General features: G+C 69.1%; 19 protein-coding genes and 4 pseudogenes. 15 read left to right on the top strand and 8 right to left on the bottom strand.

The window, feature by feature from the left end; all coding sequences use genetic code 11:
• The first annotated feature begins 485 nt into the window (after positions 1-485).
• A complete protein-coding gene (locus tag AC07EJ_RS28785) occupies positions 486-1,679 on the top strand; it encodes a PP2C family protein-serine/threonine phosphatase (RefSeq protein WP_478885342.1) in 1,194 nt (397 codons plus the stop codon).
• A gap of 234 nt (positions 1,680-1,913) precedes the next feature.
• On the opposite strand, the pseudogene AC07EJ_RS28780 reads toward AC07EJ_RS28785, so the two are convergent.
• Both AC07EJ_RS28780 and AC07EJ_RS28775 read right to left on the bottom strand, forming a co-directional pair.
• Positions 1,914-2,295: pseudogene (locus tag AC07EJ_RS28780) on the bottom strand (hypothetical protein); the annotation flags it as partial.
• Positions 2,296-2,298: 3 nt separating this feature from the next.
• Positions 2,299-3,042, bottom strand: a pseudogene (locus tag AC07EJ_RS28775) (NAD(P)/FAD-dependent oxidoreductase); the annotation flags it as partial.
• A gap of 656 nt (positions 3,043-3,698) precedes the next feature.
• Here AC07EJ_RS28775 and AC07EJ_RS28770 point away from each other — a divergent pair.
• A complete protein-coding gene (locus tag AC07EJ_RS28770; protein WP_393588534.1) occupies positions 3,699-4,736 on the top strand; it encodes an acetate/propionate family kinase in 1,038 nt (345 codons plus the stop codon).
• A gap of 201 nt (positions 4,737-4,937) precedes the next feature.
• On the opposite strand, the pseudogene AC07EJ_RS28765 reads toward AC07EJ_RS28770, so the two are convergent.
• Positions 4,938-5,033: pseudogene (locus AC07EJ_RS28765) on the bottom strand (IS5/IS1182 family transposase); the annotation flags it as partial.
• Between the two features lie 314 nt (positions 5,034-5,347).
• On the opposite strand from AC07EJ_RS28765, the gene AC07EJ_RS28760 reads away from it, so the two are divergent.
• The gene (locus AC07EJ_RS28760) at positions 5,348-6,766 is read left to right on the top strand and encodes a sugar porter family MFS transporter (protein ID WP_478885341.1); all 1,419 of its coding nucleotides are present in this window, start codon (positions 5,348-5,350) and stop codon (positions 6,764-6,766) included.
• 265 nt (positions 6,767-7,031) lie between these two features.
• On the opposite strand, the gene AC07EJ_RS28755 is transcribed toward AC07EJ_RS28760, so the two are convergent.
• Entirely contained in the window at positions 7,032-7,685 is a 654-nt protein-coding gene (locus tag AC07EJ_RS28755; RefSeq protein ID WP_393588537.1) for a type III effector protein, read from the bottom strand.
• A gap of 129 nt (positions 7,686-7,814) precedes the next feature.
• Here AC07EJ_RS28755 and AC07EJ_RS28750 point away from each other — a divergent pair, with 129 nt between their 5' ends.
• From AC07EJ_RS28750 to AC07EJ_RS28740, 3 genes are all read left to right on the top strand, one after another.
• Complete coding sequence (locus AC07EJ_RS28750; RefSeq protein ID WP_393588538.1) at positions 7,815-8,240, top strand: Hsp20/alpha crystallin family protein; 426 nt, start codon at positions 7,815-7,817, stop codon at positions 8,238-8,240.
• A gap of 97 nt (positions 8,241-8,337) precedes the next feature.
• Entirely contained in the window at positions 8,338-8,733 is a 396-nt protein-coding gene (locus AC07EJ_RS28745; RefSeq protein ID WP_393588540.1) for a DUF2267 domain-containing protein, read from the top strand.
• A 112-nt stretch (positions 8,734-8,845) separates the two neighbouring features.
• Positions 8,846-9,241 (top strand): DUF2267 domain-containing protein, encoded by a 396-nt coding sequence (locus AC07EJ_RS28740; protein WP_393588576.1) that lies wholly within the window; start codon positions 8,846-8,848, stop codon positions 9,239-9,241.
• A gap of 270 nt (positions 9,242-9,511) precedes the next feature.
• Here AC07EJ_RS28740 and AC07EJ_RS28735 read toward each other — a convergent pair whose 3' ends face one another.
• Positions 9,512-9,703, bottom strand: a complete 192-nt coding sequence (locus AC07EJ_RS28735; protein ID WP_478885340.1) for a hypothetical protein — start codon at positions 9,701-9,703, stop codon at positions 9,512-9,514.
• Between the two features lie 135 nt (positions 9,704-9,838).
• Between AC07EJ_RS28735 and AC07EJ_RS28730 the strand changes: the two genes are divergently transcribed.
• Complete coding sequence (locus AC07EJ_RS28730) at positions 9,839-10,339, top strand: phosphate-starvation-inducible PsiE family protein (RefSeq protein WP_393588544.1); 501 nt, start codon at positions 9,839-9,841, stop codon at positions 10,337-10,339.
• Positions 10,340-10,348: 9 nt separating this feature from the next.
• Here AC07EJ_RS28730 and AC07EJ_RS28725 read toward each other — a convergent pair.
• Positions 10,349-10,741, bottom strand: a pseudogene (locus AC07EJ_RS28725) (FUSC family protein); the annotation flags it as partial.
• Between the two features lie 458 nt (positions 10,742-11,199).
• Here AC07EJ_RS28725 and AC07EJ_RS28720 point away from each other — a divergent pair.
• Together AC07EJ_RS28720 and AC07EJ_RS28715 are read left to right on the top strand one after the other, a co-directional pair.
• A complete protein-coding gene (locus tag AC07EJ_RS28720) occupies positions 11,200-13,014 on the top strand; it encodes an APC family permease (RefSeq protein ID WP_478885339.1) in 1,815 nt (604 codons plus the stop codon).
• A gap of 1,092 nt (positions 13,015-14,106) precedes the next feature.
• Positions 14,107-16,305 carry an FUSC family protein gene (locus AC07EJ_RS28715; protein ID WP_478885338.1) on the top strand — a complete coding sequence of 733 codons (2,199 nt, stop codon included), beginning with the start codon at positions 14,107-14,109 and terminating at the stop codon, positions 16,303-16,305.
• Positions 16,306-16,391: 86 nt separating this feature from the next.
• On the opposite strand, the gene AC07EJ_RS28710 is transcribed toward AC07EJ_RS28715, so the two are convergent.
• On the bottom strand, positions 16,392-17,036 hold the full coding sequence (locus tag AC07EJ_RS28710) for an MEDS domain-containing protein (RefSeq protein ID WP_393588551.1): 645 nt from the start codon (positions 17,034-17,036) through the stop codon (positions 16,392-16,394).
• A gap of 13 nt (positions 17,037-17,049) precedes the next feature.
• Positions 17,050-18,756 (bottom strand): PucR family transcriptional regulator, encoded by a 1,707-nt coding sequence (locus AC07EJ_RS28705; protein WP_478885337.1) that lies wholly within the window; start codon positions 18,754-18,756, stop codon positions 17,050-17,052.
• 222 nt (positions 18,757-18,978) lie between these two features.
• On the opposite strand from AC07EJ_RS28705, the gene AC07EJ_RS28700 reads away from it, so the two are divergent.
• From AC07EJ_RS28700 to clpB, 6 genes are read left to right on the top strand one after another with little or no spacing between them, the layout of a single operon-like run.
• Complete coding sequence (locus AC07EJ_RS28700) at positions 18,979-19,467, top strand: general stress protein (protein ID WP_100598371.1); 489 nt, start codon at positions 18,979-18,981, stop codon at positions 19,465-19,467.
• A 58-nt stretch (positions 19,468-19,525) separates the two neighbouring features.
• Positions 19,526-21,436 carry a molecular chaperone DnaK gene (dnaK, locus tag AC07EJ_RS28695; protein ID WP_393588554.1) on the top strand — a complete coding sequence of 637 codons (1,911 nt, stop codon included), beginning with the start codon at positions 19,526-19,528 and terminating at the stop codon, positions 21,434-21,436.
• A 9-nt stretch (positions 21,437-21,445) separates the two neighbouring features.
• A complete protein-coding gene (locus AC07EJ_RS28690; RefSeq protein ID WP_100598373.1) occupies positions 21,446-21,961 on the top strand; it encodes a nucleotide exchange factor GrpE in 516 nt (171 codons plus the stop codon).
• A gap of 6 nt (positions 21,962-21,967) precedes the next feature.
• The gene (locus AC07EJ_RS28685; protein ID WP_478885336.1) at positions 21,968-22,942 is read left to right on the top strand and encodes a DnaJ C-terminal domain-containing protein; all 975 of its coding nucleotides are present in this window, start codon (positions 21,968-21,970) and stop codon (positions 22,940-22,942) included.
• Positions 22,939-23,349, top strand: coding sequence for a chaperone modulator CbpM (locus AC07EJ_RS28680; protein WP_470703432.1), 411 nt, complete (start codon positions 22,939-22,941; stop codon positions 23,347-23,349). The genes AC07EJ_RS28685 and AC07EJ_RS28680 overlap by 4 nt, the downstream gene beginning before the upstream one ends.
• Positions 23,340-25,982 (top strand): ATP-dependent chaperone ClpB, encoded by a 2,643-nt coding sequence (gene clpB, locus AC07EJ_RS28675; protein ID WP_393588560.1) that lies wholly within the window; start codon positions 23,340-23,342, stop codon positions 25,980-25,982. The genes AC07EJ_RS28680 and clpB overlap by 10 nt, the downstream gene beginning before the upstream one ends.

The raw sequence follows: 25,982 nt of genomic DNA, 5'->3' as shown, positions 1-25,982 counted from the left end.
ACTCCCGCAGAAGTCCACGCCGAGTACGAGGTGTTGCAGGCAGCGGCATAAGGAGAACCCTCAACACCGGTGTCCGAGAAGCGCAGGGCCCCTCACTGGGCCGACCCTGAAGGGTGTCCTTATTCCACGCGTGCGTTGACCTGGATTTTTGGCTGACGCTGTCGGCTGGGCATGATCGTCGGTAGTGGCTCTGCGACTGCCCTACATGATCTTCTGTCGGATACTCGGCCGGCTTGTCCTCTACGGCCGGTCCAACCGGTCAAAGGAGATGGAGATACTCGTACTCCGGCACGAGGTCACGGTGCTGCGCCGCCGCCACACCCCGCGCCCCCCGCCTGTCGTGGGCCGACCGCGCGATCCTGTCCGCCCTGGCCCGAAGCCTGCCCGCCCTGCTCCGCCGCCTGATGCCCCCTGCGCGACTGCCTGGAGCACCCCCTCACCGGTCCAGATTGTGGAGGCTCGACCTCTCAGGGATCATCGAAGCCATGGACAGGAACATGTCCGTCGGGCCCGGGGAGCGGCTGCTGGAGGAACTGGTCGCAGCAGCCCAGCTGGCATCACCCGCAGAACTGCCTGTGGTCGTGAACCGGTATGCCGAGGCCATGGGTGTGGGCCGGGCGGTTGTCTATCTGGCCGACATCCAGCAAAGACTGCTGTTGCCGCTCGTCGAAGGCGAGCCGGAATTCGAACTCGACGCTTCCCTTGCCGGATGGGCCTACCGCACCGGCTCTCTCCGGGTGGAAGAAGACCACGCCGACGGGCTGAACGTATGGCTGCCCCTGGCTGACGGGGCGGAACGGCTGGGCGTCCTCGAACTGAACATGGACACCCTAGACGGGCTCAAGCTACGGCGCTGCCGGACGATGGCGTTGATCCTGGCACTGATCGTCACATCCAAGCGCACCTACAGCGACACCATCGCGCAGCGCATGCGTACCAGGCCGATGGAACTGCCTACAGAGCTGGTGAGGGCCTTCCTTCCTCCCCGGTCGATCGGCACCGGGCGGGTCGTTTCGACGGCGGTCCTGGAGCCTGCGTACGAACTGGGCGGCGATGCATTCGACCATGCGTTCACCGAGGACGTTCTGCACGCCACGATCCTTGACGGCATGGGGCATAACCTGGCGTCCGGGCTTGCCACCTCTGTCGCCATGGCAGGCTGCCGTAACGCCCGGCGCAGCGGGGCAGACCTGAACGAACTCGTGGGCACCGTGGACGAGGCGCTGGCGAAGTGGCTTCCGGAGCAGTTCTGCACGGGTATCTTCGCCCAGTTGCACATGCCCACCGGTGTGCTGCGATGGTGCAACTGCGGCCACCCGCCTCCGTTGCTCATCCGTCGCCACCGCCTGCTCCGTGAGGCCTTGGAGCGGCCACCTGAGCCTCCTCTGGGTCTGCCTGCCAGTCTCGCCGGGGCCGCCCGTCAGGTGCACGACGTCAGCCTCGAACCCGGTGACCGAATACTGCTCTACTCAGACGGCGTCGTGGAGTCACGCGACGAGGCAGGCGAAGAGTTCGGCCTGGAGCGCTTCACCGACTACATCATCCGGTCGACCGCAGCGGGGCAGAGCGCCCCGGAAGTGCTGCGCCTGCTCATCCACGCCATCCTCGAGCATCGGCACAACGAACTCAGCGACGACGCCACGATCTTGATGTTCGAGTGGCAGCCCCCTGATCCGTGACCGCAAGAGCCGGAGAGCGCAGCCGTGGCGCAGGTACTCCGAAGACGCAGGCGCTGACGTCGGTGGATGCCGAGCGCAGCTCAGTCTCCGGGAAGCAGCAGGCATGGCGCCGCACATCTGCAGCGCCAAACCCGCGCAGGCAGGGGCCACGGGCTGCAGGCCCTTGGCTGCCGCGGCGCCCCGCTTACCGGCGGATGCCGCCGGGTGCTTGGGTTCTGTGGTGGCCAGCCGTCGGTGAATGAACCGTCCGAAGAGCAGTGGTCCGGTGATGCCTCCGGTGGCCGTACCGACGGCGAAGAACAGAGAGATGGACAGTGCGCGAGTCTCCATGGGGAACACCTCGCTGCCTGTTAGATACGCCGAACTCGCTCCTGCCGAGGCCACGAAGAAGGTCACCGACACCAGCAGGAAGAAGGTCCATGCGGTCAGGGCGATGCCGCCACCCGGCTCGGTCATCCGGGAGGCGATGGCGCCGACGATCGTGACTTCGAGTCCATCGAGGATCCACACGGTGCCGAGGCCGATCACGACGCGCTGAGAACCGTGTGCAGGGCAGCCGGTCGAGACGGGCGGGCATGCGGGTGGTGACGGTGCCTGTTTCCGTGGTTGCGGTCATGGTTCACATCTCCATCGCCGAGTCGGCGGCGGTATGGCCGAGGGGTTCGTGGACGAGATGGACGGCCATCGCCCCCCGCCGACCGCAGAGCGACCCGCTTCCAGGAGCCGCTGCGGACGTCGCCCGACGCGAAGACCCCGGGCAGTCCGGTCTCGAGGGACATGCAGTTCCGGCCCTGGCCCTGCCAGAGGGCGCGGATCGTACGGGCCTGGGTGTCGGCGCCGGTGAGGACGAAGCCGCGCTGGTCGAGCGAGAGTTTGCCGGAAAGCCAGGCGGTACAGGGCTGGGCGCCGATGAAGACGAACAAGGCACGGGCCTCCAGTTCGCGGCGCTCACGGTGTGTTTGTCCTCCACGACGAGCGACCGCAGGACTTGCCCGCCGGTCACCTCGCGCACTTCGGTGTGCGGCAATACCGTCACGCGAGGATGGCGTTCGATCTGATCGACGAGATAGCGCGACATCCCCGCACCCGGATCCTTGGCACGGGCGAGCAATTGCACTCGGGGCACACGCTTCGCGAGGAAGAGCACGGCCTGTCCTGCGGAGTTGCCGCCTTCGACCACGGCGACCGGTGCTTCGTGGCACTGCTGCGCCTCGTAGGAGGTCGCCGCGTAATAGACGCTTGTCCTCTCCAGCCGGTCGATACCGGGGACGTCGAGTCTGCGGTACCGGGCGCCTGTCGCCAGGACGATGGTCCGTCCGGTGATCTCGGTGCCTTCGGCGAATGTGACGGCATAGTGGTCGTCGCACTCCCGACCTGCCGAGCTGGGCGGAGCACAACCCGGTCCGCACCGAGGCCGACCCTGAGCACAGGGTCGCACTGTCTCACGCCCGCCCTCGGCTCCCGACGTCTGCGGCGCCGGGTGCGGCAGGCGGTGGCCGGCGTCGTCAGGCAACAGACCGCGCAGGACGAAGAGCCTCTGGTTCCCCCGTCGTCGGCCGGCCGGCACCCGGGGAGGAATCCAGACACGAGCGCTACGCGGTGCCAGGGCTGCGCACGTCCGACTGGTCCTGGGCATGGTGCGCGCCAACCGCCCCTGGGCGGTGTACCCCGGGACCCTGCACGCGCGTCTTCGCCACCGCGGCCGTCGGGTTCATCAACGGCACGACCTGGCAGGTCGTCACCGCTGAGTCCTTGGACGTCCGCAACCTGCCGAGTTCTTACCGTTCCGCGAGCAACAGCGGAGACCGTGCGTTGCCGGAGTGGCGCGAAGCGATGGCGGGGAACTTGTACTGGGCCCGTTGCTGCGTGGCGGGCGCACCGTGCCGGAGGACTCGAGTGCACTGGAGGTGTGTGATGAGTGCTGACCGCTCCCACGAGAGCCGTGACGGTCACGTACTGGTCCTTGATGCTGGCTCTTCGAGCCTTCACATCGCTCTGTACGCGGCGGACGGTGAACGGGTGGCGGATCGAGACGCCTCGGAGCCCCCGGGGCCTGCTGCGGCGGCGGAACTGCGGAACTTCCTCAGCGAGGTGCCCGCTCCTGCGGCGGTTGGTCACCGCATCGTCCACAGCGGTCCGCGCCTGACTGGACATACGCTGATCGACGCACGCGTACGGGCTCTGCTGGCGGACGTCGCCGATCTCGCGCCGCTGCACGTGACCCCTGCCCTGCCTGTGGTCGATGCCGCACGAGAACTCCTGCCCGACGTTCCTCATGTCGCCTGCTTCGACACTGTCTTTCACAAGGATCTGCCGGCACAGGCGCGCACGTACGCCGTGCCGGAGCGATGGCGAGCCGAATACGGGCTGCGCCGGTACGGCTTCCACGGGCTCTCCTACTCGTGGGCACTGCAGAGGACGGCGCAGGCCCTGGGCCGACCCGTCGACAACCTCCAGGTCGTGCTCGTGCACCTGGGCGGCGGCTGCTCGGCCTGCGCCGTCCGGAACGGACGCAGCGTGGACACCACCATGGGCCTCACTCCGCTGGAAGGCCTGGTGATGAGCCGGCGCAGCGGCAGCCTCGACCCCGGCGCGCTGCTGTGGCTGCAGCGGCGGCACGGTCTGAGCACGGACGAATTGGATGACGCACTCCACCAGCATTCCGGTCTGCTCGGCCTCTCCGGTACCTCGGGAGACACCCGGGACCTGGTGCGCGCCCGCGCGGAGGGTGATGCCGCGGCCGCGTTGGCGCTGGCGACGTTCACACTCAGCTGCCGCAGGGGCATCGCCTCGATGGCCGCCTCGCTGGACCGGCTGGACGCGCTGGTCTTCACCGGGGAGATCGGCGAAGACCAACCCGAGGTGCGCGAGGAGATCTGCTCGGCCCTGACTGTTCTCGGTGTACAAGGCGGGCTGCTCGTCCCCGAACTGGGCGATTTGATGCGGGAAGGCCTCCGACGCATCGATCAGGCGGGGAGAGGTGTCCCGGTTCTCGTGGTCGCAACCGGCGAGACACAGCAGATCGCCGCCGAGACCCGACGGGTGCTCGGCATGTAACTGGCCAAGGCAACTGCCGGCACATCCACACTTGCCTGGCCCGCGCAAAGAACCGGCCTCCTGTACCAGGACAGCACTGGGGAGTGGCGACGTCTGGTCCTGTACGCCGCCCCCCGTCTGGTCACGGGGCTCGAGGGCCACTGGCCCGCATCAGAGCTCCGTGACCGCCCCTTCGACGCCCATTAGGCACTGTTTCTTGGATCATGTGCGGAGCCAGATGATGAGGGCCGCGAGGGTGATGGTGTCGAGGTAGATGTAGGCGCGTTTCTCGTAGCGGGTGGCGACGGCGCGGAAGCCTGGCTAGGCCCCGTGGGGTGAGACGAAGAGACCAATGTGCCTCCCTGGGCCATGTCGCCAGTCACCCGCTACGCGCAGGCTGTCACCGAGAGGTTTGGGTTCTGTGTCGTCTCGGTGCTGCCGAGGACATTGCGAATGCCGACCTTGGGCATGCCGAACCCTTCTGTCACCGTCGTCTGGTGCTTCGCGAGTGAATGCCAACGGCTACAGGCCGTCACGTACTGTGCCTCGGCGCGGCAGGACAGCCGTGCGATGAGGGCCAAGCCCCCGGGTTCGAGGATGGATGAGGGTCCGTTCACCGCCCTGGAGGAACCATGACCCATATCGCAGGCAAGGCGCCACCGACCAAGGTCCTGAACGGGCGGATGCTGATGGCGGCCGTGGTATCTGCCGTCAGCGGACTGCTGTACGGCTACGACACGGGCATCATCTCCGGCGGACTGCTCCAGATCTCCAAGGAATTCCACATCGGGAACGACATGAAGGAGGTGATCGCCGCCGCGATCCTGCTCGGCGCCGTGATCGGCGCCCTTGCCTGCAGCCTGCTGTCCGCGCGCATCGGCCGGCACCGCACGATCCTGCTGATCTGCGTGGTGTTCATGCTCGGCAGCGTGAGCAGCTCGCTCGCCCCCACCGCGGTCAGCCTGGCCCTGGCCCGGGTGGTGCTCGGCTTCGCCGTCGGTGGTGCCACCCAGACCGTGCCCATGTACATCGCCGAGCTGGCCCCCAAGGCGATCCGCGGACGGCTCGTACTCTGCTTCCAGCTCGCCATCGGCGTTGGCATCGTCATCGCGACGCTCGTGGGCGCGAGCCAGGCTGTGTCGTGGCGGGAGGCGATCGGCGCGGCCGCTGTACCGGCACTGGTGATGCTTCTCCTGCAGATGCGCCTGCCCGAGAGCCCGCGGTGGTTGGTCCTCAGACACGGCCGCGTCGGCGTGGACGAGGCCGCAAGGGTGCTTGAGGACATACGGCCCGACGGCTACGACATCTCCTCCGAGCTCGAGGAGTTCGTCGCCTTGGAGGGACGCCAGCAGCGGACCAGCAGACGCAACCGCGGGTGGAGCGGGCTGTGGCAGCCATGGGTGCGCCCGGCTTTGGTGGTCGGCTGCGGCATCGCCGTCTTCACCCAGCTGTCCGGCATCGAAATGATCATCTACTACGCCCCGACCATCCTGACCGACAACGGCTTCTCCACAACGACCGCTCTATCGGTCAGCGTGGCGCTGGGCATGACCTACCTGGTGATGATGGTGGTTGGCCTGGTGATCGTCGACAAGGTCGGGCGCCGTCGGCTGACCCTTGTGATGGTGCCCGGCGCGGCGGTCAGCCTGTTCGCCCTCGGAGCCTTCTTCATCACCGGCCACGCCACCCGTGACTACGTGCCATCCATCGTCGCCTGCCTGCTCGCCTTCATGTTCTTCAACGCTGGCGGGCTCCAGCTGATGGGCTGGCTGACCGGCTCCGAGATCTACCCGCTGTCGGTGCGTGCCGCCGCCACAAGCGTGCAGTCGGCCACGCTCTGGAGCACGAACCTGCTGATCACGCTGACCCTGCTGACGATGATCAGCATCTTCGGTGTGGGCCAGGTGTTCTGGATTTACGGGATGTTCAACGTCGCGGCGTGGCTGTTCGTATGGCGGCGAATGCCGGAGCTCACCGGGCACAGCCTCGAAGACATCGAGAGGCACCTGAAGAGCGGGAAGTTCCGCCCCCGCGACTTCGCCCGCGTCTGACGCGAACCACGTGGCAAAGTGCGGCTCCGAACCGCTTGCGGAGGTCGGAACGCAGAGTCAGGGCGCGCGCCAATTCAGCTCAGCCTGGTGATCACCTGATCGCTGTGCCGGGCGTGGTCCGGATATGGTCCGGATCTTGTTGGACCGGCCAAGCTACGTCCCCCGGAGCTCGCGCCGCCAGGGCCGCCGACCCCATTGACCCGCCAGGAAGTACGCGGGATACCCGATGCCGGAACGGTCGCCTGCTCCGACGGGGGGTGTTCGGTCAGCCGGGTGGGGGCAGGGCCGTGACGTTACGCGTGAGGGTGTCGAGTCGGGCGGCGAGGTCGGGGTGGGCGGTGGTCAGGTGGGGGCGGGTGGCATTGAGCGGGTGGATGAGGTCGGCGGGGTCGTTGTGGGCGAGGGCCGCGTGGAGTTGGTCGAGCGGGTGACGGGCGGCGGTGGGGAGGTCGGTGAGGGCGGTGATCTGGCCGGCGATGCAGCGCAGGTCGGCGGCGTTGCGGCGGGCCCATTCGGCTTGGGTGTGGTCGGCGGCGCGGCGTTCGCGGGTGGCCTGGACGCGTTGTTCGCCGGTGGTTCCGGCGGGGCCGGGCCGGTTGCGCAGGTAGCGGCGTTCGGCGGCCTGGCGGCTGGCGACGCCTAGGGGGTGGGCGAGGTCGGCCCAGGTGGCTCCCGCGTGCCGGGCCGTTTCGATCAGGCCGGTCTCCCATCCGGCGAGCTGCTCGCGGACCTGCCGCAACAGCAGCAGGGAGGCCAGGGCCTGCTCCGCGCCGGGGCCGGCGGCTGGGGTGCCGGAGGCGCCCTGCTGGGCGGCGTGCAGGGCGTCGTCTATGGCGTGCAGGGCCGCCGCGGCGGCGAGGAACGAAGCCGGGCTTCGGTCGTCGGCGCTGAACGAGGCCGACTGGTCGGCTGCTGTCACGGGCACCTCCCTCGGGCTTGTCATCGACTGGACGACACCGCGCTTGTCATCCATTGGATGACATGTTACAACGATTTCAGTGAAGCGCATTGGCAGCAACTGCCCGAACCTGCTGGAGGTGTTTTCACGATGTTGATGCGCACTGACCCCTTCCGTGAACTGGACCGGCTGGCTCAGCAGCTGATGGGCCCGGGCACCTGGTCGCGGCCGTCCACGATGCCGATGGACGCCTACCGCGAGGGCGACCGGTATGTGGTGGCCTTCGACATCCCCGGCGTCAGCGCGGACGCGATCGACATCGACGTCGAGCGGAACATGCTGACCGTCAAGGCCGAGCGCCGGCCCGTGGCGAAGGCCGACGACGTGCAGATGGAACTGTCGGAGCGGCCGCTGGGTGTCTTCTCCCGCCAGATCGCGCTGGCCGACACGCTGGACACCGAGCGCATCGAGGCGGACTACGACGCCGGCGTGCTCACCCTGCGGATCCCGATCGCCGAACGTGCCAAGCCCCGCAAGATCGCCATCGGCGGCGGCCGTAAGGAGATCTCCGGCTGACCCAACGGCGACAAGGACCGAACAGCGGCGGAGGACGGGTCACCGATCTCCCCCTCTCCCGTCCTCCGCACCCCATCGACCGAAGAAGGTGGCGGCGGTGACCCTGCGACGCAAGGCGTTCCTCGACCGGGTGAAGGAACGCGGTGAGTACGACAGCCTGCAGGAAGCAGAACGCGCGGCCCGTGTGGTGCTCGCCCTGCTGGGGGCGCACCTGGTCGGCGCGGTGCGCGCCCAGCTCGCGGCGCGCCTGCCGGAAGACTTCGCCCTCATCCTCCTCAACCCACTGCAGAGCGCCGAGCCGCTGCCACCGGAGCGGTTCGTTCGGGCGACGGCGGCCTGGATCGAGGGGGCCACCGAGCAGACCGCGGCCTGGGACGTCAGCGCCGTCCTCAGCACCGCCGCCGATGCGGCTGGTGACGACCTGCTGGGGCAGATCCTGTTCCAGCTCCCCGCGGGCTACGACCTCCTCTTCGGACGCCCCCAGCCCGCCTGATCACCCACCCACTCACCTGGTGCCCGCATACCGGCACCACTATCCCGGCGACAGAAAGGCAACCACCGCAGTGATCTCCGACCTGCATACACCACTGCAGCAGCTGCCCGCGATGACCTACGCGCAGATGCTGGAGAAGGTCCGCTACGAAGGCGCCTACCCCACCCGCGAGCGGGCCGAGGAAGTCACCCATCTGGTCCTCGAGGGACTCGGACGCCAGCTGACGGGCGACGAACGCGTCGAGCTCGCCGGCCGCCTCCCCTTCGAAGCCGCACGTGTCCTCACGACTCAGATCCCCGACTCCCCGCCCCTGACCGGCTGGGCCTTCGTCAAGGACCTCGCCGACCGCACCGGTGCCTCCCTGGCCACCACCCGCTGGAATACCGGAGCCGTCTTCGCCGCCGTCGCGGCCCTGGCCGGCCCCGACCTCCTCACCCGCATCCTGCGCCAGCTCCCTTCCGGGTTCGCGCTGCTGTTCGGCCGCGCCGAACTCATTCCCGCCGCCTGAGCGCGCCGTGTCCATCCGGCGCGGGCGCGTTGGTCACGGTGACACATAGACAGGTTGCAAAGACCCCACGGGACCCGTACCGCGGGCGCCGGGGCAGCAGCAGATGCCCGTTCCCCCTGCCTGGCCGTCGATCGAAGCCCTGGTCCGCCCGGGACCAGGGCTTCGATCCGCCCCCGGGCGCTGGGACGCGGTGGGGGCGGGGCGGGTATGTATGTGACGGGCTGCCCGGGCCGGCGGCAGCCCGAAATGCGCGGCGCCCGCACCGAACGATCAGCGACCAGGCCAGGGATGACGGCGGGCAACGGTGTCCGCTTGCCAGCGGATGCCCCTGGCGATGCGGCGGCGCAGACTCCTCCGGCAGGCGGGGGCGAGGTCCCGGGCCATGTCAGAGGGCAGGCTCGGATAGGCGACCAGGACGAGCCGCAGGTTCCTGCCGTTCGTGTCCGCGTCGGGCTGCCTCACACACCCTTGTCCTGCCGCTGGGTGGGCCCCGGTGATGTCGCGCCTCGACGCTTCCCCCAGGCTGCCATCACAGGGCGGTCCGCTCGTCCACCCGTTCGGCATCACGCCGCGCCTGCGGGCCGGAGAACACCTAGCATGCTGAGTGTGCGACCCATACCCCCGAAGTTCGAGGGCGGCCGGGTACAGGGCCTCTTGCAGCTCATCGAGGACGGCATCCACCTCGTCGTCGCGGCGCTCCTTGTACTGCTCGCGGGGCTCCTGACCGTCGGGGTCGTCCACGATGTCATCAGGTCGATCCAGGGGCCATACCGTGAGGAGACGGTCGTTCTCTCCGCCCTGGACAACGGCCTTGTGCTGTTCATCGTGGCCGAGCTGCTCCACACCGTCCGCCTCACCATCAGGAACCAGACCCTCGACGCGGAGCCGTTCCTCGTCGTTGGCCTGATTGCCGGCATCCGCAGGGTGCTCATCGTGACAGCCGAGGCGGAGAAGTCCTTCCGGTGGAACGTTGAGGGGATCGAACTGCTCATCCTGGCGGGGCTGATCCTCGTGATGGCGACAGCGGTGTACGTGTGGCGGCGCTCGACGCGGCCCGGAGACTACCTCCCGCTCGAGGAGGCGCGGCGCTCCCCGTAGCCGGCGCCGTCACCCATCCCGGTGTGCGGGTCCTGATCCGTCACCTTCCGCCTCCACGGCCGCCCGCACCCGCTGCTCCTCGCGAGCCAAAGCCGACGTCCCGTTCCAGGGGTGTGCGGCTCACCGCCGTCGCGAGGTCTTCCAAGGCCCGCTTCTGCAGTTCCGCCCCGCGCCGCACCACCGGGCTTCCGGTCCCCGTCGGCGGCGCCCTCCCACGCGTGGAGCGCCTCCCCCACGCACTCCCAGTCCGGAATTCCTGTGCTCGCGCACGTCGACTGCCGCCTGCGCGGTGTCCGCCTCCAAGTCCTCGGCGAACCGCTCCGCCTCGGGGACGAAACGACTGTCGGCCCGCAGGACGTCGCTCTCCATGAGCATCACCACCCGGCCGAACCCCTTGAGCGACATCCCTCCGCGGAACTCCGCCGGAAAGCTCTCCAGTAATGACTCGCGGACGCCCAGGGCACGCAGCCCGGAAGAGCTCAGGGCCACGTTCAGCCAGGCCCTCTCCGGCGTCCCACCAGTTGGCCGCTGTGGCCACCTGGGGTGCCAGGCGCCGCAGCATGCGGCGGCCGTCCGCCGGGTCGTCGATGCGAAGCAGGAAGCAGGAAGTAGGCGTCGGTGAAGGACGAGGGCCGTGGCCGCAGCACCGTGCCCTGGATGTCCGCCAGGTCCAGAACCTGTGCCTGGGGTGTCCTCCACGTCGCACCCCTCCAGCGCGGTGGGCGTGCAGGTCCCCGCAGACTCCCCGAAGCTGGATCAGGCGGTCACCTCTTACCGAAATGGAGACATCATGAGCATTGCCGTTGTGCCACGGCCCGGCATGGGTGGGTGCCCCCGCCAAATGAACGAGTGAGTTTCACGTGACGCTCGGGCTTGCGTCCAAGAAACCTCACCCCAAGGTCCCACGGCGTCACGGCGAGGGCGGAAAGTCCCACCTGACCGTGATCCAGGGGCTGGCCGCCCTTTCACTGGACGCCCTCAGCTCGGTCGCCTACGGCCCGGAGGCCATCGTCGTCGTGCTGGTGGCCGCCGGTTCGGGCGCGCTCACGGCGATGCTGCCGATCACCCTGGTCATCGCCGCGTTGCTGGCCGTCCTGGTCGTCTCCTACCGCCAGGTGATCGCCGTGCACCCGGACGGCGGTGGAGCCTACGCCGTGGCGAAGAAGGATTTGGGCAGACCCGTCAGTCTGATGGCCGCGGCCAGCCTCATCATCGACTACGTCCTCACCGTCGCCGTCAGTCTCGCCGCCGGCGCCGCGAGCCTCGCATCGGCGTTTCCCGTCCTTTCCGATCACCTTCTGGCCGTATGCCTGATCGCGCTGTTCGCCCTCACCGTCGTCAATCTGCGCGGCATCGCGGACAGCGCGCGGGTGCTGATGCTGCCCACGGTGCTGTTCATCGTCAGCGTGACCGCTGTCATCGTGGTGGGGCTGTTTCGGGCCCATCCCGCAGCCACGGTCGGAACGTCCCAGTCCTTCCCTGCCGTCGAGGCGCTGGGCGTGCTCCTCGTGCTCAAGGCGTTCTCCGCGGGATGCTCGGCGCTGACCGGGGTGGAGGCCATCGCCAACGCCGTTCCGATGTTCCGCCAACCACGCGTCAAGCGGGCGCAACACACCGAGCTGATGCTGGGGTTGCTGCTGGGCGCCATGCTCATCGGGCTGTCGTTGCTGATTCGCCGCCATCACGTGGTGCCACGCGGCGGTGTGACACTGCTGGCCCAGCTGACCGCCGGCGCCTTCGGGACCGGCTGGGCCTACTACGCCATCAGCCTCATCGTCACTCTCGTACTGGGCATCGCCGCGAACACCAGCTTCGGCGGCCTTCCGGTCCTGATGAGTGTCCTCGCCAAGGACGACCGTCTCCCTCATCTGTTCGCCCTCCGCTCGGAGCGGCCCGTCCACCGCTGGGGCGTCGTGGCCCTGGCGGTGCTGGCCGGCGTCACGCTGGTCGTCGTCAGCGCCGACACCCAGCGCCTGATCCCGCTCTTTGCCATCGGCGTCTTCGTCGGCTTCACCATCAGCCAGATCGGCCTCGTCCGGCACTGGAGCATGCAACGCCCCGACGGCTGGTTGCCCCGGGCCATGATCAACGGCGTCGGGGCTGTGCTGACCGCCGTCGCCGGAATCGTCCTGCTCACCACCAAGTTCCTCGCCGGTGCCTGGATCGTCGTCCTCATCGTGCCGCTGCTGATGCTGCTGTTCTCCCGGATCGAGCGCTATTACACGCGCGTTCGCGACCAACTCAGATTGGACGGCACCCCGCCACGCCCCACACGAACCCACAGTCTGGTCATCGTCCCCCTGGGCAGAGTCGACATGGTCGCCGTCGCCGCCCTCAACGCCGCGTCCTCACTGGGCGATGAGGTCGTCGTGGTCGCCGTCTTCGACGACCGGACGAAAGCAGACGCCATGCGCGCCGACTGGGCGCGATGGAACCCCGGCCCACGGCTCGACATCATCGACAGCCCTCAGCACTCCCTGGTGCATCCAGTCATCGGCTACGTCGAGCAGCTCGCCCGCAACGGCGGGCAGGTCGCCGTACTCATCCCCCAGGTGGAACCCCTGCACGGCCGCTACCGGATTCTCCAGAACCAACGAGGCATTCTGATGGCCGGCCTGCTGAGTTCCCGCACCGACGTAGTCGTATGCCTGCTCAAAATCCAGTTGGGCCTGTGACCCCGTCACTCACGTGACGGCGTCCCCAGTAGCACACCATCATCCTGAGCCAGACTCACGCCCCGCCTGCCGTCCCCGCGCCGCCCTGTGCCAATGCACCCGCCCCGCGGTGTCACGGGCACCGGCGGCAGTTCGGGAACAGTCAACCGCTCCCCGTCCTACCGTGCCTCGCCGAACCGGAAGCCGGGCATCGGTGTCCCCCAGTCCGATTCGCGCGACGCGCTCACCAGCCAGCGGGCCCGCGCCACCATCGCCCCCCACCTTCCCAACGCCGGCGAGCCGTTACCCCCGCAACGACCTGCAGCAATGGATCGGACACAAGCACCCTGCCGGCACCCGCTACTACGCGGCGAACCTGCAACGCACCCTCACCGCGTCCCACAAGAAGGCGGACTACTTCGCCCGCAACTTCCGCACCATCCAGGTCCTCATCGACCGCGAGTCCATCCTCACCGGAGCCACCCACCAGGCGGCGAACAGCCCGGGAAGCACTACGGCTTGGGCGAGCGCGCTACTGCAATGACGACTTCTTCGCCAAGTGTCCGCACCGGCTGGCCTGCGCACGCTGCCCGTTCTACGTCCCAAGCACTCCACCCGCGGCCAACTGCTAGCCGTCAAGGACAGCATCGACCAGATGCTCCAGCAATTCGACCTCACCGACGACGAACTCGAAGCCTCGCAGGAGACCGCGAAGCGGTCACCGCTCGCGCCGAACGCCTCGCGGACACCCCACACTCGCCGGACCGACCCCGCGAGAACTCGGAACGACGGACGGCTTCATCCCCCTGCCCCGCCTCATGAAGACGATTACACGACCGAATGGAGAAGATCCCAAGTAGCTGCTCTCACTGGCTCGCGGCGAACACTCAGCTGGCTGCCCGGCTCCCGGAACCCGAGCGCAGCCGCCACACATCGGGATGCCGCGGGGCCGGCGCCCGTGACAGCGGCACCTGGGTCCGCCCCGTCTGGTGGCCGGCGTTCCGGCCGGACTCCTCGGTTCGCACCCGGGCGGCACCGCGTGGTAGCTCGCGTGGACGGGTGCACGGTGCGGCTCACGGCGGACGGCCCCGGCCTCGCCCTAAGCTCGGCGCCGTGACGTGGCTGCGGGCGCTGGGGCTGATCGTGCGCTCCGGGCTGACGATTGAGAGGACCCGGCTCGAGCCGCTGGTCGCACTGCGCGCCGCGGTCGGAGTGGCGACCGTGATCGGGCTCGCGCTGTGGCTTGTCTCCCCGGCCTATGCCACGTCCGCGGCGTTCGGAGCCTTCTCGGCCGGCACCGCCACGTTCCAGCGAAGTTGGCGCCCGCGCAAGGTGCTTGCGCTGGCCGCCGGCGCGGGCCTGTCGCTCAGCACCTTCCTGGGATATCTGGCGGGGGCGCACCCCGTGCCGTTCCTCCTGCTGCTCGCCGTGTGGTCCTTCGGCGCCGGAATGGCCTGGGCCGCGGGCTCGACCGCCGGGATCGTCGCGGCCACCACGATCGGCATCATGCTGGTGGCCATCACCCTGCCGACCACCGTGGTGCAGGCGCTGGAGCACGCCGCGGTGATCGCCTTCGGCGGTGTGGTGCAAGCGACGCTGATCCTGCTGTTCCCGATCCGCCGCTGGGGAGCGCACCGGGATGCGCTCGCCGACGCCCTCGCCGCCGTGGCCGACTACGCCCGGCGGCTGCGGCACGACCCGGTGGCCCCCTTCGCCCCGGAACCGATGATGACGGCCCGCGACGCCGCTGCGGTCACGCCGTGGCAGGCGCGCCGGCGGCCCGCCGCCTTGAACGGCCCCCGCGGTCTGGCCGAGCGCATCCGCCCGGTCCTCGCCTCACTCGCCGATCCCCGGGTCGGCGCTCCGGCGGAGGGGCCGGAACGCGACCGGACGCGGGAACTCCTGAAGGCGGCCGGCGAGGTGCTGGACGCCACTGCCCACTCGATCCGCCGCGGTACCCCGGTCCGGGTGCCCTCCGAAGCCATGGAGGCCCTCGGGGGCGGGGAGGAGGTGCTGCGGGGGCCGGCGCGGCTGGCAGCGGTGCGGCTGTTCGATCTGCTGCGCGAGGTCGTGGAGATCGCGGACAGTGGCGACACTCACGCGGCGAACGCCCCGGCACTGGTGCGTCCGACCATGTTCCGGATGGTGCCGGTCGTGCTGCGTGCGATGTGCCGCGAGCTCACCTGGGACTCGACTGTTCTCCGGCACGCTGTACGCCTCGCCGGGGTGGCTTGCCTCGGCTATCTGCTCGGCAATGCGCTTCCACTGGGCCACGGCTACTGGGTGCCGATCACCTCCGTCATGGTGCTGCGGCCCGACTTCCACCAGACCTACTCCCGTGCTGTGGCCCGGTTCGCCGGCACTCTCGTCGGCGTCGGACTGGCCACCGGAGTGGTGCAGTTGGCTCACCCGGGCGCATATCTGTCCGGCGGGCTGGCCGTGTTCTCGGCCGGGTTGATGTACCTGCTGATGCGCACCGGGTACGCGGTCTCGCAGTCCTTCGCCGCAGCATATGTCGTCTTCCTGCTCGGGATGGGGGGCGAGGAGTGGCACCAGACGGTGCGGGACCGAGTGCTTCTGACCCTGCTCGGCGGTGCGCTCGCGATGCTGGCCTATGTGGTCTTTCCGGCCTGGGAGACCCCGCGGCTGCTGGACCGTCTCGCGGACTGGCTCGCCGCGAACGGGCGGTACGCGGCGGCGGTGGTCGGCAGCTACGCGGATCCCGGCGGCGGGCATCGCGCGGAAGTGCGGCAGGCACTGCTTGCCTCCCGTAAGAAGGAGGCCGCGTGGGACGAGGCTTTCGAGCGGTCCAAGCAAGAGCCGGTGAAGCATCGTGGACTGACCCGCAGTGCGGCCCAGGACGCGTATGAGGCGCTCAAGTCGATGGGGCGGGCGGCGATGCTTCTGGAGGCCCATCTTCCGGGACGAGGGGTGCGGCCCGTCCCGGAAGCCGCACTGTTCGCGGCGGCCCTGCGGGCGGACACCGCGCGTGCGGCGCGGGACGTACGTGAGCGGCGGGCCCCGGGATGGGAGCGGGTAGCGGCGGCGCTCGACGCCTGGGAGGGCGCGGACGGCGGTGACGATCCGGTGGTGCGGCGTGGCGCGGAACTTTTGCTGGGGGCCCTGGAGGAGTTGACGGCCGCGCTGGGCACGACACCGCTGGAACGGGATGTCGAGTCGGTCCGGGAGGCGCGGGAGGACCGGCAGGAGCGAACGGCACCGGAGGAAGAGGCGGCAGATGCGGAAGAGGAACAGGAACTCCGGCGGAGGCGCGGTGACGGCTCGACTCCGCCACCCAAGGACGGCGGATAGGCAGCGCCGCGTTCCGTGCGGCAAGCCGGGGTTTCGTGCCGGAACCGGACGGCGGGATGTGCGCACGGCCGGAGCCGTGCGCGGTGTCAGGTCTCCCCGGAGGCCGGTGGCCCGGTCTCCTCATCGGGATCGAGGAAGTACGGATTTTCCATGATCATGCCGTTCAGCCAGACCTTCGGATGGGCCTTGATCAGTGGGACGATCAGGTCACTGTGGAACAGCTCCAGGTCGTACATGCACATCCCCACCTGGGGATGCGACCGCAGCCACCGGGTCGCGTGCATCTCGTACCGGACCAGGTCCTGGACGAAGGCGGGCTGCACCAAGGGCTGGGCCCAGCTCATATCGGCGGCAAGCCGGGCGCAGGTGCGCTTGTCGGACGGGAATATTTCGTCGGACCATGCGTACATACGGGCCAGGGTGCGGTCTCCGTCGAAGGTCCCGTCCTGCAGATATTCATTCGGGCCCTTGATCTGGAAGTTGTTGCCGCCCCGGCCCACCGCGGGGGCGGCAGAGGCCAGGATGTCGCGGAAAGTACGGCCCTCGCCTTCGGTGCCTATGAGGAGGCAGATGTGCCCTGCACTCAGGCCGTCCGCCAAGAACGGGGTCATGAGCCGGTCCCGCTCGGCACGTCCCCGGTACAGGGCACAGATGTGGTCGCCAGGAGTCAGCGGTACTCCGCCCAGGTGAGCGACAGCAGCCACGGGGGCGTCGGCACTCCGTTGATCCACGCTGTTCTCCCGATCAGAATGAGCCGCCCAGGACTTTCCACACCCGGGTGGCGACGTGCAGATTCAGCCGGCTGTCGACGTCTGCGAGGCCCCTGCCGCTGACCTCGCGGATGCGCTGGAGCCGGTAGCGCAGGGTGCTGCGGTGGATGCCGAGAGCGGCTGCCGTGCCGTCGTAGTTGCCGCCGCACTCGAAGTACCGGGAGAGGGTCCGGACCAGGTCCGCGTGGTGTGCGGCGTCGTAGTCCAGGAGCGGGCCGAGCCACTCACGGACGAACTGCTCGACATCCCGGTAGCTGCCGCCCGGCCCGAGGATGCGGTACAGGCCCAGCTCGTCGAAGGTCGTGGTGCCGTGCGGGGTCTGTGAGCGCTGGCGGACCTCCAGTGCGCGCAGCGCCTCCTGGAACGAGCGCGGGATCTCGCCCGGGGTGTCGCAGCGGCCGCCCACGCCGATCGCACCGGTGGGCGAGCCCAGTTCGCGCACCACGGCCTCGTGCAGGGCCATCGCCTTCGGACGCCCTTGCAGCACGAGGACGGCCTTCCCGGAGCGTCTGGCCAGCAGCGACCGCATCCGCAGGCCGGCCGCCGCCCTGCCGACCGCCTGCACGAACGCGTCGCCGGCCGGCCGACCGACCCATTGCACCGCGGCGAGGTAATGCGGGCCATGCAGGTCGTGGCCGACGGCGGCCGCCCGTGCGTAGGCGCTCTCGTCATCGGTGCCGGTGATCAGGTCGTCCACGAGCTCGCGGCGGAGCCGCAGTTCCACCTCGGCCAGGTTGCGCAGATGGGCCAGTTCCAGGGTCAGCGCGGTGCAGGTGTGGTCGAGGGCGAACTCCTCCTGCTCACCGGTGCTCGCCTCGGGGTCGATCAGGGCCACCGTGCCGAGGATCTCGCCACGGTGCCGGGCCAGGGCGATCACCCGTTCCCCCACCCGCACCGGCCGCAGCCGGCGGGCCGCCTCCTGCAGCAGCTCTTCGTGCCGGCCCGCCTCGGGCTTGGGGTACGGGTCGGGACGGCCCGGACCCGCCCAGGCCCACGGATTGCCGAAGCGGTCCTCGACGGCGACCGGGTACCCGGTGAGCCGGTGGAGGACCACGGCGATGCCCTGTACCCCGCCGTCGTCCGCGGAGGCCTGGCTGAGCGTCTCGTGGACGGAGCGCTGCCGCTCCAGTTCGGAGACGGACGTGCTGAGCCGGGCGTTCAGGGCCGCGTGGTCGTCGTTGACCCGCCGGAGCTGCTGCGTACGGTCGCGTTCCGTGCGCCGGGCCAGGGCATGGGTAAGGCCCGCCGCGGTCTGCTGGGCCAGAACCCGCAACAGGAAGAACTCGTCATCGGTGGGCCGGGACAGCGCGCTCACCACCAGGTAGCCGATGTTGTCCGCCTTGTTCTGCAGCGCGAAGCTCCAGCCCCATGCCCGGTCCGGCACCGTGACCGGCCCACCCTGACCGCCCAGTCTCCGGACCTGGGCATCAAGGTGGGGGGTGGCGTGGGGCCAGTCGGCGGGTGTGCGGGTCGGGCCGTTGTCGAACGTGAGGTAAGCGGCCTCGGCGCGGCACGGGCCGAGGGTGCCAACGGCGGTGAGGGCCCGCGTCAGGACGTCGCTCTCGTCCGGCGCGTCATTCATGATCATCGAGAGCACGAAAAGGCCGTACAAGTTCGCCAGGTGCTCGCGGCCCCATCTGTTACCGGGGGACCGGCCCGTCGTGCCCGAGGTCGTGGCCATGGTGTGGATCACGGGCCTTTCTGAGGGACTCGCCCGGGATCAACACTACCCAATGACGCAGATCTTGTCCGATATGTCGACCTCGATCAGCTCACCCTGGCAGACCGAGATTGCCTACGGATTTCGGCCTCGCAGGCGCAGGCCGCGGGGCGCCTGCGATGGCGAGACTGAAGCGGTCAGCCGTGAACCAGTAGCAGTGGTCTGTCGCCGGGAGGAGGGGACATGAGCCAGCAGGATCGTCGGAACATCGCGTCCTACCCCACCTACGCGGAGGCGGAGCACGCAGTCAACTACCTATCCGACCAGGCGTTCCCTGTTGAACGAACCGCCATCATCGGCCACGACCTGCAACTCGTCGAACAAGTTGTCGGTCGTGTCGGCTTTGGGAGGGCGGCGCTGAGCGGGGCCGCGTCCGGCGCTCTGCCTGGCGCTCTGATCGGCTGGCTTTTCGGCCTGCTCAATTGGCTCAACCCGGTGCTGTCGTCGCTGCTGCTGGCCCTCTACGGGCTGATCTTCGGCGCAGTGATCGGCGCGCTGCTCGGGCTGCTTCTGTACAGCATGCAGCGCGGGCGCCGCGACTTCGCTTCCGTGAGAGCGATGCAGCCGAGCCGGTACGAGGTCGTGGCGGACGCAGAGGTGGCCGATCAGGCCGCCAAGCTGCTCAACCGGCTCGGAAGCGCGGCGGCCGGCACCGCCGCCACCGAGAAGTGAGAACCCTCGGCACAGGGCGCGCGAACGCTTCCGTGGCTTTCGATGAAGGAGTATCCCCATGGCTAAGGCAGTCGGAATCGACCTCGGAACCACCAACTCGGTGATCGCCGCATGGCAGGGCGGTGAGGCGACGGTTCTCCCGAACGCCGAGGGCAGCCGCACGACCCCGTCGGTCGTCGCGTTCACCGACACGGGCGAGCGGCTCGTCGGCCAGTTGGCCCGCCGCCAGGCGATCCTCAACCCCAAGGGAACCATCTACTCGGCCAAGCGATTCATCGGCCGCCGCTACGACGAGATCTCCGACGAGGCGAAGGCCGTCGGCTTCGACGTGGTCGCCGACGACCATGGCAATGCGCGCTTCGAGGTACGCGGCAAGCTGTACGCGCCCGAGGAGATCAGCGCACTGGTCCTGCGCAAGCTCGCCGACGACGCCGCGAAGCAGCTGGGCGAGAAGGTGACGGAAGCCGTCATCACCGTCCCCGCCTACTTCAACGACGCCCAGCGCACCGCGACAAAGGACGCGGGGCGCATCGCGGGACTGGAGGTCCTGCGCATCATCAACGAGCCCACGGCGGCGGCGCTCGCCTACGGGCTGGACAAGAAGGGGCACGAGACCGTGCTCGTCTTCGACCTGGGCGGCGGCACCTTCGATGTCAGCCTCCTCGACGTCGGCGACGGGGTGGTCGAGGTTCGGTCCACCGCGGGCGACAGCCACCTGGGCGGTGACGACTTCGACCGACGGCTCGTGGACTACCTGGCGGACAACTTCCAACGCGACAACGGCATCGATCTGCGCAGCGACCCGCAGGCCCTGCAAAGGCTTTTCGAGGCCGCGGAGAAAGCCAAGACCGAACTCAGCTCGGTCACTCAGACGCAGGTCAGCCTGCCGTTCATCACCGCGGACGCCGCCGGCCCGAAGCATCTGACCGAGACGGTCATGCGGTCCACGTTCGACCAGATCACCTCCGACCTGGTCGAGCGGACCATGGAACCGGTCAAGCAGGCGATGGCCGACGCCAAGATCAGCGAGAACGATATCGACGAGGTCATCCTCGTGGGCGGCTCCACCCGTATCCCCGCCGTCCAGAACCTGGTCCGTCGGCTGACCGGCGGCAAGGACCCGAATATGAGCGTCAACCCCGACGAGGTCGTGGCCATGGGCGCCGCGATCCAGGCCGGAGTGCTCAAGGGCGACGTCAAGGACGTGCTGCTGCTCGACGTCATCCCGCTGTCGCTGGGTGTGGAGACCCGCGGCGGTGTCATGACCAAGATCATCGAGCGGAACACCACCATCCCGGTGCGGCGCACGGAGACCTTCTCCACCGCCGAGGACAACCAAGGCGCCGTCGACATCGTCGTCCTGCAAGGAGAGCGCGAGCTCGCGAACGACAACCGCGTCCTGGGCCGCTTCCAGCTCAAGGACATCCGCCCCGCGCCCCGTGGCGAGCCGCAGGTCGAGGTCACCTTCGACATCGACGCCAACGGCATCCTGAACGTCACCGCACGCGACAAGGACACCGGCGCCGAGCAGGGCATCACCATCAGCGAGGGCTCCAACCTCGACCAGAGCGAGGTCGAGCGGATGGTCCAGGAGGCCGAAGCGCACCGCGGCGAGGACCAGGCGCTGCGCGCGGCGGTGGACGCCCGCAACGAACTGGACGCCGTGGCCTACCAGGTCGAACGCCGGCTGAACGAGCTGGGCGACGCCGCACCCGCGCACGAGAAGGCCCGCGCCGAGATGCTCGTCACCGACGCCAGGGAAGCCGTCAAGGGAGAAGCGCCGCTCGACAAGGTCAGGTCGCTGACCTCCGAGCTCCAGCAGATCCACGCCTCGCTGGCCTCCCACCAGGCAGGCGCGGGCCCGTCCTCGGAGGAGCGGGCCACGGCGGACGCCGGGGCAGACGGTGCTTCGGGCAGCTCCGCCGGATCCGACGACGACGTGGTCGACGCCGAATTCGACAAGAGCTGAGGTGCGGCGATGTCCACCGAACAGGAGCCGACGACGCCCCAGGACGAGCTGAGCCAGGCCCTGCCCCCGGAGCAGCCGGAGGTGGACGACCACGCCGCGGCCCTCGACGAGCTCCAGGACCGCTGGCGCCGGGCCCTCGCGGACCTCGACAACCTCCGCAAGCGCCACGCCAAGGAACTGGACGCCGTACGGAACGAGGAACGCGTCCGCACCGCGGCGGCCTGGCTGCCGGTGGTCGACAATCTGGACCTGGCGCTCACACATGCCGGATCCGATCCGTCCGCCGTGGTCGAAGGCGTCAAGGCCGTACGCGACCAGGCCGTCGACGTGCTCCGCCGGCTCGGGTATCCCCGCTACGAGGAGACCGGAGTGCCCTTCGACCCGACCCGGCACGACGGCGTCGGCACCGTCGACGCCCCCGATGCCGAGCCGAACACCGTCGTGCAGGTGGTGCGTCCCGGCTACGGCGAGGGGAGCCGGCAGCTGCGCCCCGCGGCCGTCCTGGTCAGCAAGCGGCAGGAGTGACGCCCCATGGCACGGGACTACTACGACGTGCTCGGGGTGCAGCGCAACGCGAGCTCCGACGAAATACAGCAGGCCTTCCGCAAACTGGCCCGCAAACACCACCCCGACATCAACAAGGACCCGCAGGCCGAGGAGCGCTTCAAGGAGCTCAACGAGGCGTACAGCGTGCTGTCCGACCCCAAGACGCGCAAGCGCTACGACCGCTTCGGCGAGAACTTCCGGCAGATCCCGGAGGACTGGGAAGAACGGGTGGGCGCGGGCGTGGGGGCCGGGGCGGGAGCCCAAGGCCGCAGCCGCGGCCGCAGCTGGTCGACCGGCGACGGCGGCGGCCGGGTCCGGTTCACCGACTACGGCGAGGGGTTCGACGGCTCCGGCATCAACTTCGAGGACTTGTTCGGCGGGATATACGGCCGCGGCAGAGGCGGCGGACGCTGGGGCCCGGTTCCCGGGGCCGACCAAGAGGCCGAGATCCAGCTCAGTGTCCAGGAGGCCTACCACGGCGGCCATCGCAGCATCACCCTCGCCGGGCCCGGCGGACAGCGGACCTACGACGTCAACATCCCGCGTGGCGTGGTCGACGGACAGCGCATCCGGCTGGCCGGGGAAGGCGGCAGGGGCAGCGACGACGGTCCTCCGGGAGATCTGTACCTCCGCGTACGGATCAAGCCCGATACGCGATTCCGCCTGGAGGGCCGGGACATCCACGTCGCTCTTCCCGTCACGCCCTGGGAGGCGGCGCTCGGCGCGAGAGTACCGGTACCCACGCCCGGCGGCACCGCCAAAGTCACCGTTCCCAAAGGCTCGTCCAGCGGCCGTCGGCTGCGGCTGCGCGGCGAGGGCATGCCCAACCCCCGTGGCGCCAACGGAGATCTCTACGCGGAGGTCCGGATCATGGTGCCGCCCGAACTCGGCGACCGGGAGCGTGAGCTCTTCGAGGAGCTGGCTGCCGTGTCCACCTTCGACCCGAGGAAGCCAGGATGAACCATGATCCGCGGCGCGCTGCCGCCGGGCCGGAGGCCGGGCATCGCCGGTCGACGGCGCCGGACAAGCAGCGGCCGCTGAACGTCGTTGTCCGCAACTACGCCATCGTGCCCGTCGACAGACTCAGCCTGGACGTCGTGGCCCGGCGCTCCGGACTCCACCCCGACCTCGTCCGGCGGTTCGTCACCCTCGGCCTGGTCGACGCCACCCGCGACGACAGCGGCCGACTGTGGTTCGACCCGGGCGCGCCCGCAACTCTCGCCCGCATCCAACGGCTACGGGCCGGGCTCCCCCTCAACTACGCCTCCCTCGGTCTGGTGCTCGACCTGCTCGACCGGGTCAGCGAGCTGGAGGCCGCGTTGAGGCGCAGCAACGCCGGCTCGAGGAGTGATGAATCGTGGATATGAACCGGCTCACCCAGAAGTCCCAGGAAGCCCTTCAGGAAGCGCAGACGATCGCCGGCCGGATGGACCAGACCGAGGTCGACGGTGAGCATCTGCTGCTCGCTCTCCTCGACCAGCCGGACGGGCTGGTGCCGCGGCTCTTCGACCAAGCGGGGGCCGACACCGAGGCGTTGCGCGCCTCGCTCATGAGCGAGCTGTCGCGCAGACCGAAGGTGACCGGACCCGGCGCCACACCCGGCCAGGTGTATGTCACCCAGCGGCTGGCCAAGCTGCTGGACACCGCCGAGCAGGAGGCCAAGCGCCTCAAGGACGAATATGTGTCCGTGGAGCACCTCGTCCTGGCACTGGCCGACGAGGGATCCAGGACAGCGGCGGGACGCCTGCTCAAGGAACACGGCATCACCAAGGACGCCTTCCTCGCCGCGCTGACCCGCATCCGCGGAAACCAGCGTGTCACCTCGGCGACGCCCGAGGCCGCGTACGAGGCGCTGGAGAAGTACGGCCAAGACCTGGTCGCCGAGGCGCGAAGCGGCAAGAAGGACCCGGTGATCGGCCGGGACGCAGAGATCCGCAGGGTCATGCAGATCCTCAGCCGCAAGACCAAGAACAACCCCGTGTTGATCGGCGATCCGGGCGTCGGCAAGACCGCCATTGTGGAAGGCCTGGCACAGCGGATCGTCCGCGGTGACGTGCCCGAGGGGCTGCGCGAGAAGACCATCTTCTCCCTCGACATGAGCTCGCTGGTGGCGGGCGCCAAGTACCGCGGTGAGTTCGAGGAACGACTGCAGGCCGTGCTGAGCGAGGTCAAGGCCGCCGAGGGGCGCATCCTGCTCTTCGTCGACGAACTCCACACGGTCGTCGGAGCCGGTGGCGGCGCCGAGGGCGCGATGGACGCCGGGAACATGCTCAAGCCGATGCTCGCCCGCGGCGAACTGCACATGATCGGCGCCACCACGCTGGATGAGTACCGCAAGCACATCGAATCCGACGCCGCCCTCGAACGGCGCTTCCAGCAGGTCGTGGTGGACGAGCCGAGCGTGGAGGACACCGTCTCCATTCTCCGCGGTCTGCGCGAACGTCTCGAGGTCTTCCACGGCGTGAAGATCCAGGACACCGCGCTGGTCGCCGCGGCCACCCTCAGCCACCGCTATATCTCCGACCGGTTCCTGCCGGACAAGGCCATCGACCTCGTCGACGAGGCCTGCGCCCGGCTGCGCACCGAGATCGACTCCATGCCGGCCGAACTCGACGAGATCACCCGCCGGGTGACCCGCCTGGAGATCGAGGATGCGGCCCTGGAGAAGGAGACCGACCCCGCCAGCCGAAAGCGGCTGGAAGAGCTCCGGCGCGAACTGTCCGACCTGCGCGCCGAGGCCGACGCCATGAACGCCCAGTGGGAGGCCGAACGCCAGGCCATTCGGCGGGTGCAGGAGCTGCGTCAGGAACTGGAACAGGTCCGTCAGGAAGCCGAGGAGGCCGAGCGGAACTACGACCTCAGCCGCGCCGCCGAACTGCGCTACGGCAAGCTCACCGAACTGGAGCGCAGGCTGGCCGCCGAAGAGGAGGCGCTCGCCGCCAAGCAGGGGGAGACCCGGCTCCTGCGCGAGGTCGTCACGGAGGACGAGATCTCCGAGATCGTCGCCGCGTGGACCGGTATCCCGGTGACCCGGCTGCAGGAAGGCGAGCGGGAGAAGCTGCTGCGGCTCGACGAGATCCTCACCGAGCGGGTGATAGGCCAGGACGAGGCCGTCAAGCTGGTGACCGACGCCATCATCCGGGCCCGCTCCGGCATCCGCGACCCGCGCCGGCCCATCGGCTCGTTCATCTTCCTCGGCCCCACCGGCGTCGGAAAGACCGAGCTGGCCAAGGCGCTCGCCGCGGCACTGTTCGACACCGAGGAGAGCATCGTCCGTCTCGACATGAGCGAGTACCAGGAACGGCACACCGTCAGTAGGCTGGTCGGAGCGCCGCCCGGATACGTCGGCTACGAGGAGGGCGGTCAGCTCACCGAGGCGGTACGCCGCAAGCCCTACTCCGTGGTCCTGTTCGACGAGGTCGAGAAGGCACACGCCGATGTCTTCAACACCTTGCTGCAGGTACTCGACGACGGCCGAATCACCGACGCCCAGGGCCGCACCGTCGACTTCCGCAACACCGTCGTCATCATGACCTCCAACATCGGATCCGCCCATCTGCTCGACGGGGTGACCCCCGAGGGCGAGATCAAACCCGATGCGCGGGCCCTGGTCATGGGCGAACTGCAAAGCCACTTCCGCCCCGAGTTCCTCAACCGCGTCGACGACGTCGTGCTGTTCAAGCCGCTGGGCATGGACCAGATCAAGCGCATCGTCGAGCTGCAGTTCAACGACCTGCGCCGGCGCCTGGCCGAACGCCAGATCAGCGTCGAGCTCACCGATCAGGCCCGCGAGCTCATCGCCCAGCAGGGCTTCGACCCCGTCTACGGGGCACGGCCGCTGCGCCGCTTCATCTCGCACGAGGTCGAAACGCTCGTCGGGCGGGCCCTGATCCGCGGCGATGTCGACGACGGCTCGACGATCCGGGTGGACGCCCAGAACGGTGAACTGGTCGTGACGTACGACAGGCCGGCCCAGGCCGACCACGGAATGGCTGCGTGA

The sequence above is a fragment of the Streptomyces sp. NPDC045026 genome (assembly GCF_056432625.1).
This window is presented reverse-complemented; position numbering and strand designations above follow the sequence as displayed.

What these genes read in the sequence shown, in the direction of transcription:
- AC07EJ_RS28785 (WP_478885342.1), top strand. Translation starts at nt 486, where the DNA reads ATGGACAGGAACATGTCCGTCGGGCCCGGGGAGCGGCTGCTGGAGGAA.
- AC07EJ_RS28760 (WP_478885341.1), top strand. Translation starts at nt 5,348, where the DNA reads ATGACCCATATCGCAGGCAAGGCGCCACCGACCAAGGTCCTGAACGGG.
- AC07EJ_RS28750 (WP_393588538.1), top strand. Translation starts at nt 7,815, where the DNA reads ATGTTGATGCGCACTGACCCCTTCCGTGAACTGGACCGGCTGGCTCAG.
- AC07EJ_RS28740 (WP_393588576.1), top strand. Translation starts at nt 8,846, where the DNA reads ATGACCTACGCGCAGATGCTGGAGAAGGTCCGCTACGAAGGCGCCTAC.
- AC07EJ_RS28730 (WP_393588544.1), top strand. Translation starts at nt 9,839, where the DNA reads ATGCTGAGTGTGCGACCCATACCCCCGAAGTTCGAGGGCGGCCGGGTA.
- AC07EJ_RS28705 (WP_478885337.1), bottom strand. Translation starts at nt 18,756, where the DNA reads ATGGCCACGACCTCGGGCACGACGGGCCGGTCCCCCGGTAACAGATGG.
- AC07EJ_RS28700 (WP_100598371.1), top strand. Translation starts at nt 18,979, where the DNA reads ATGAGCCAGCAGGATCGTCGGAACATCGCGTCCTACCCCACCTACGCG.
- dnaK (WP_393588554.1), top strand. Translation starts at nt 19,526, where the DNA reads ATGGCTAAGGCAGTCGGAATCGACCTCGGAACCACCAACTCGGTGATC.
- AC07EJ_RS28690 (WP_100598373.1), top strand. Translation starts at nt 21,446, where the DNA reads ATGTCCACCGAACAGGAGCCGACGACGCCCCAGGACGAGCTGAGCCAG.
- AC07EJ_RS28685 (WP_478885336.1), top strand. Translation starts at nt 21,968, where the DNA reads ATGGCACGGGACTACTACGACGTGCTCGGGGTGCAGCGCAACGCGAGC.
- AC07EJ_RS28680 (WP_470703432.1), top strand. Translation starts at nt 22,939, where the DNA reads ATGAACCATGATCCGCGGCGCGCTGCCGCCGGGCCGGAGGCCGGGCAT.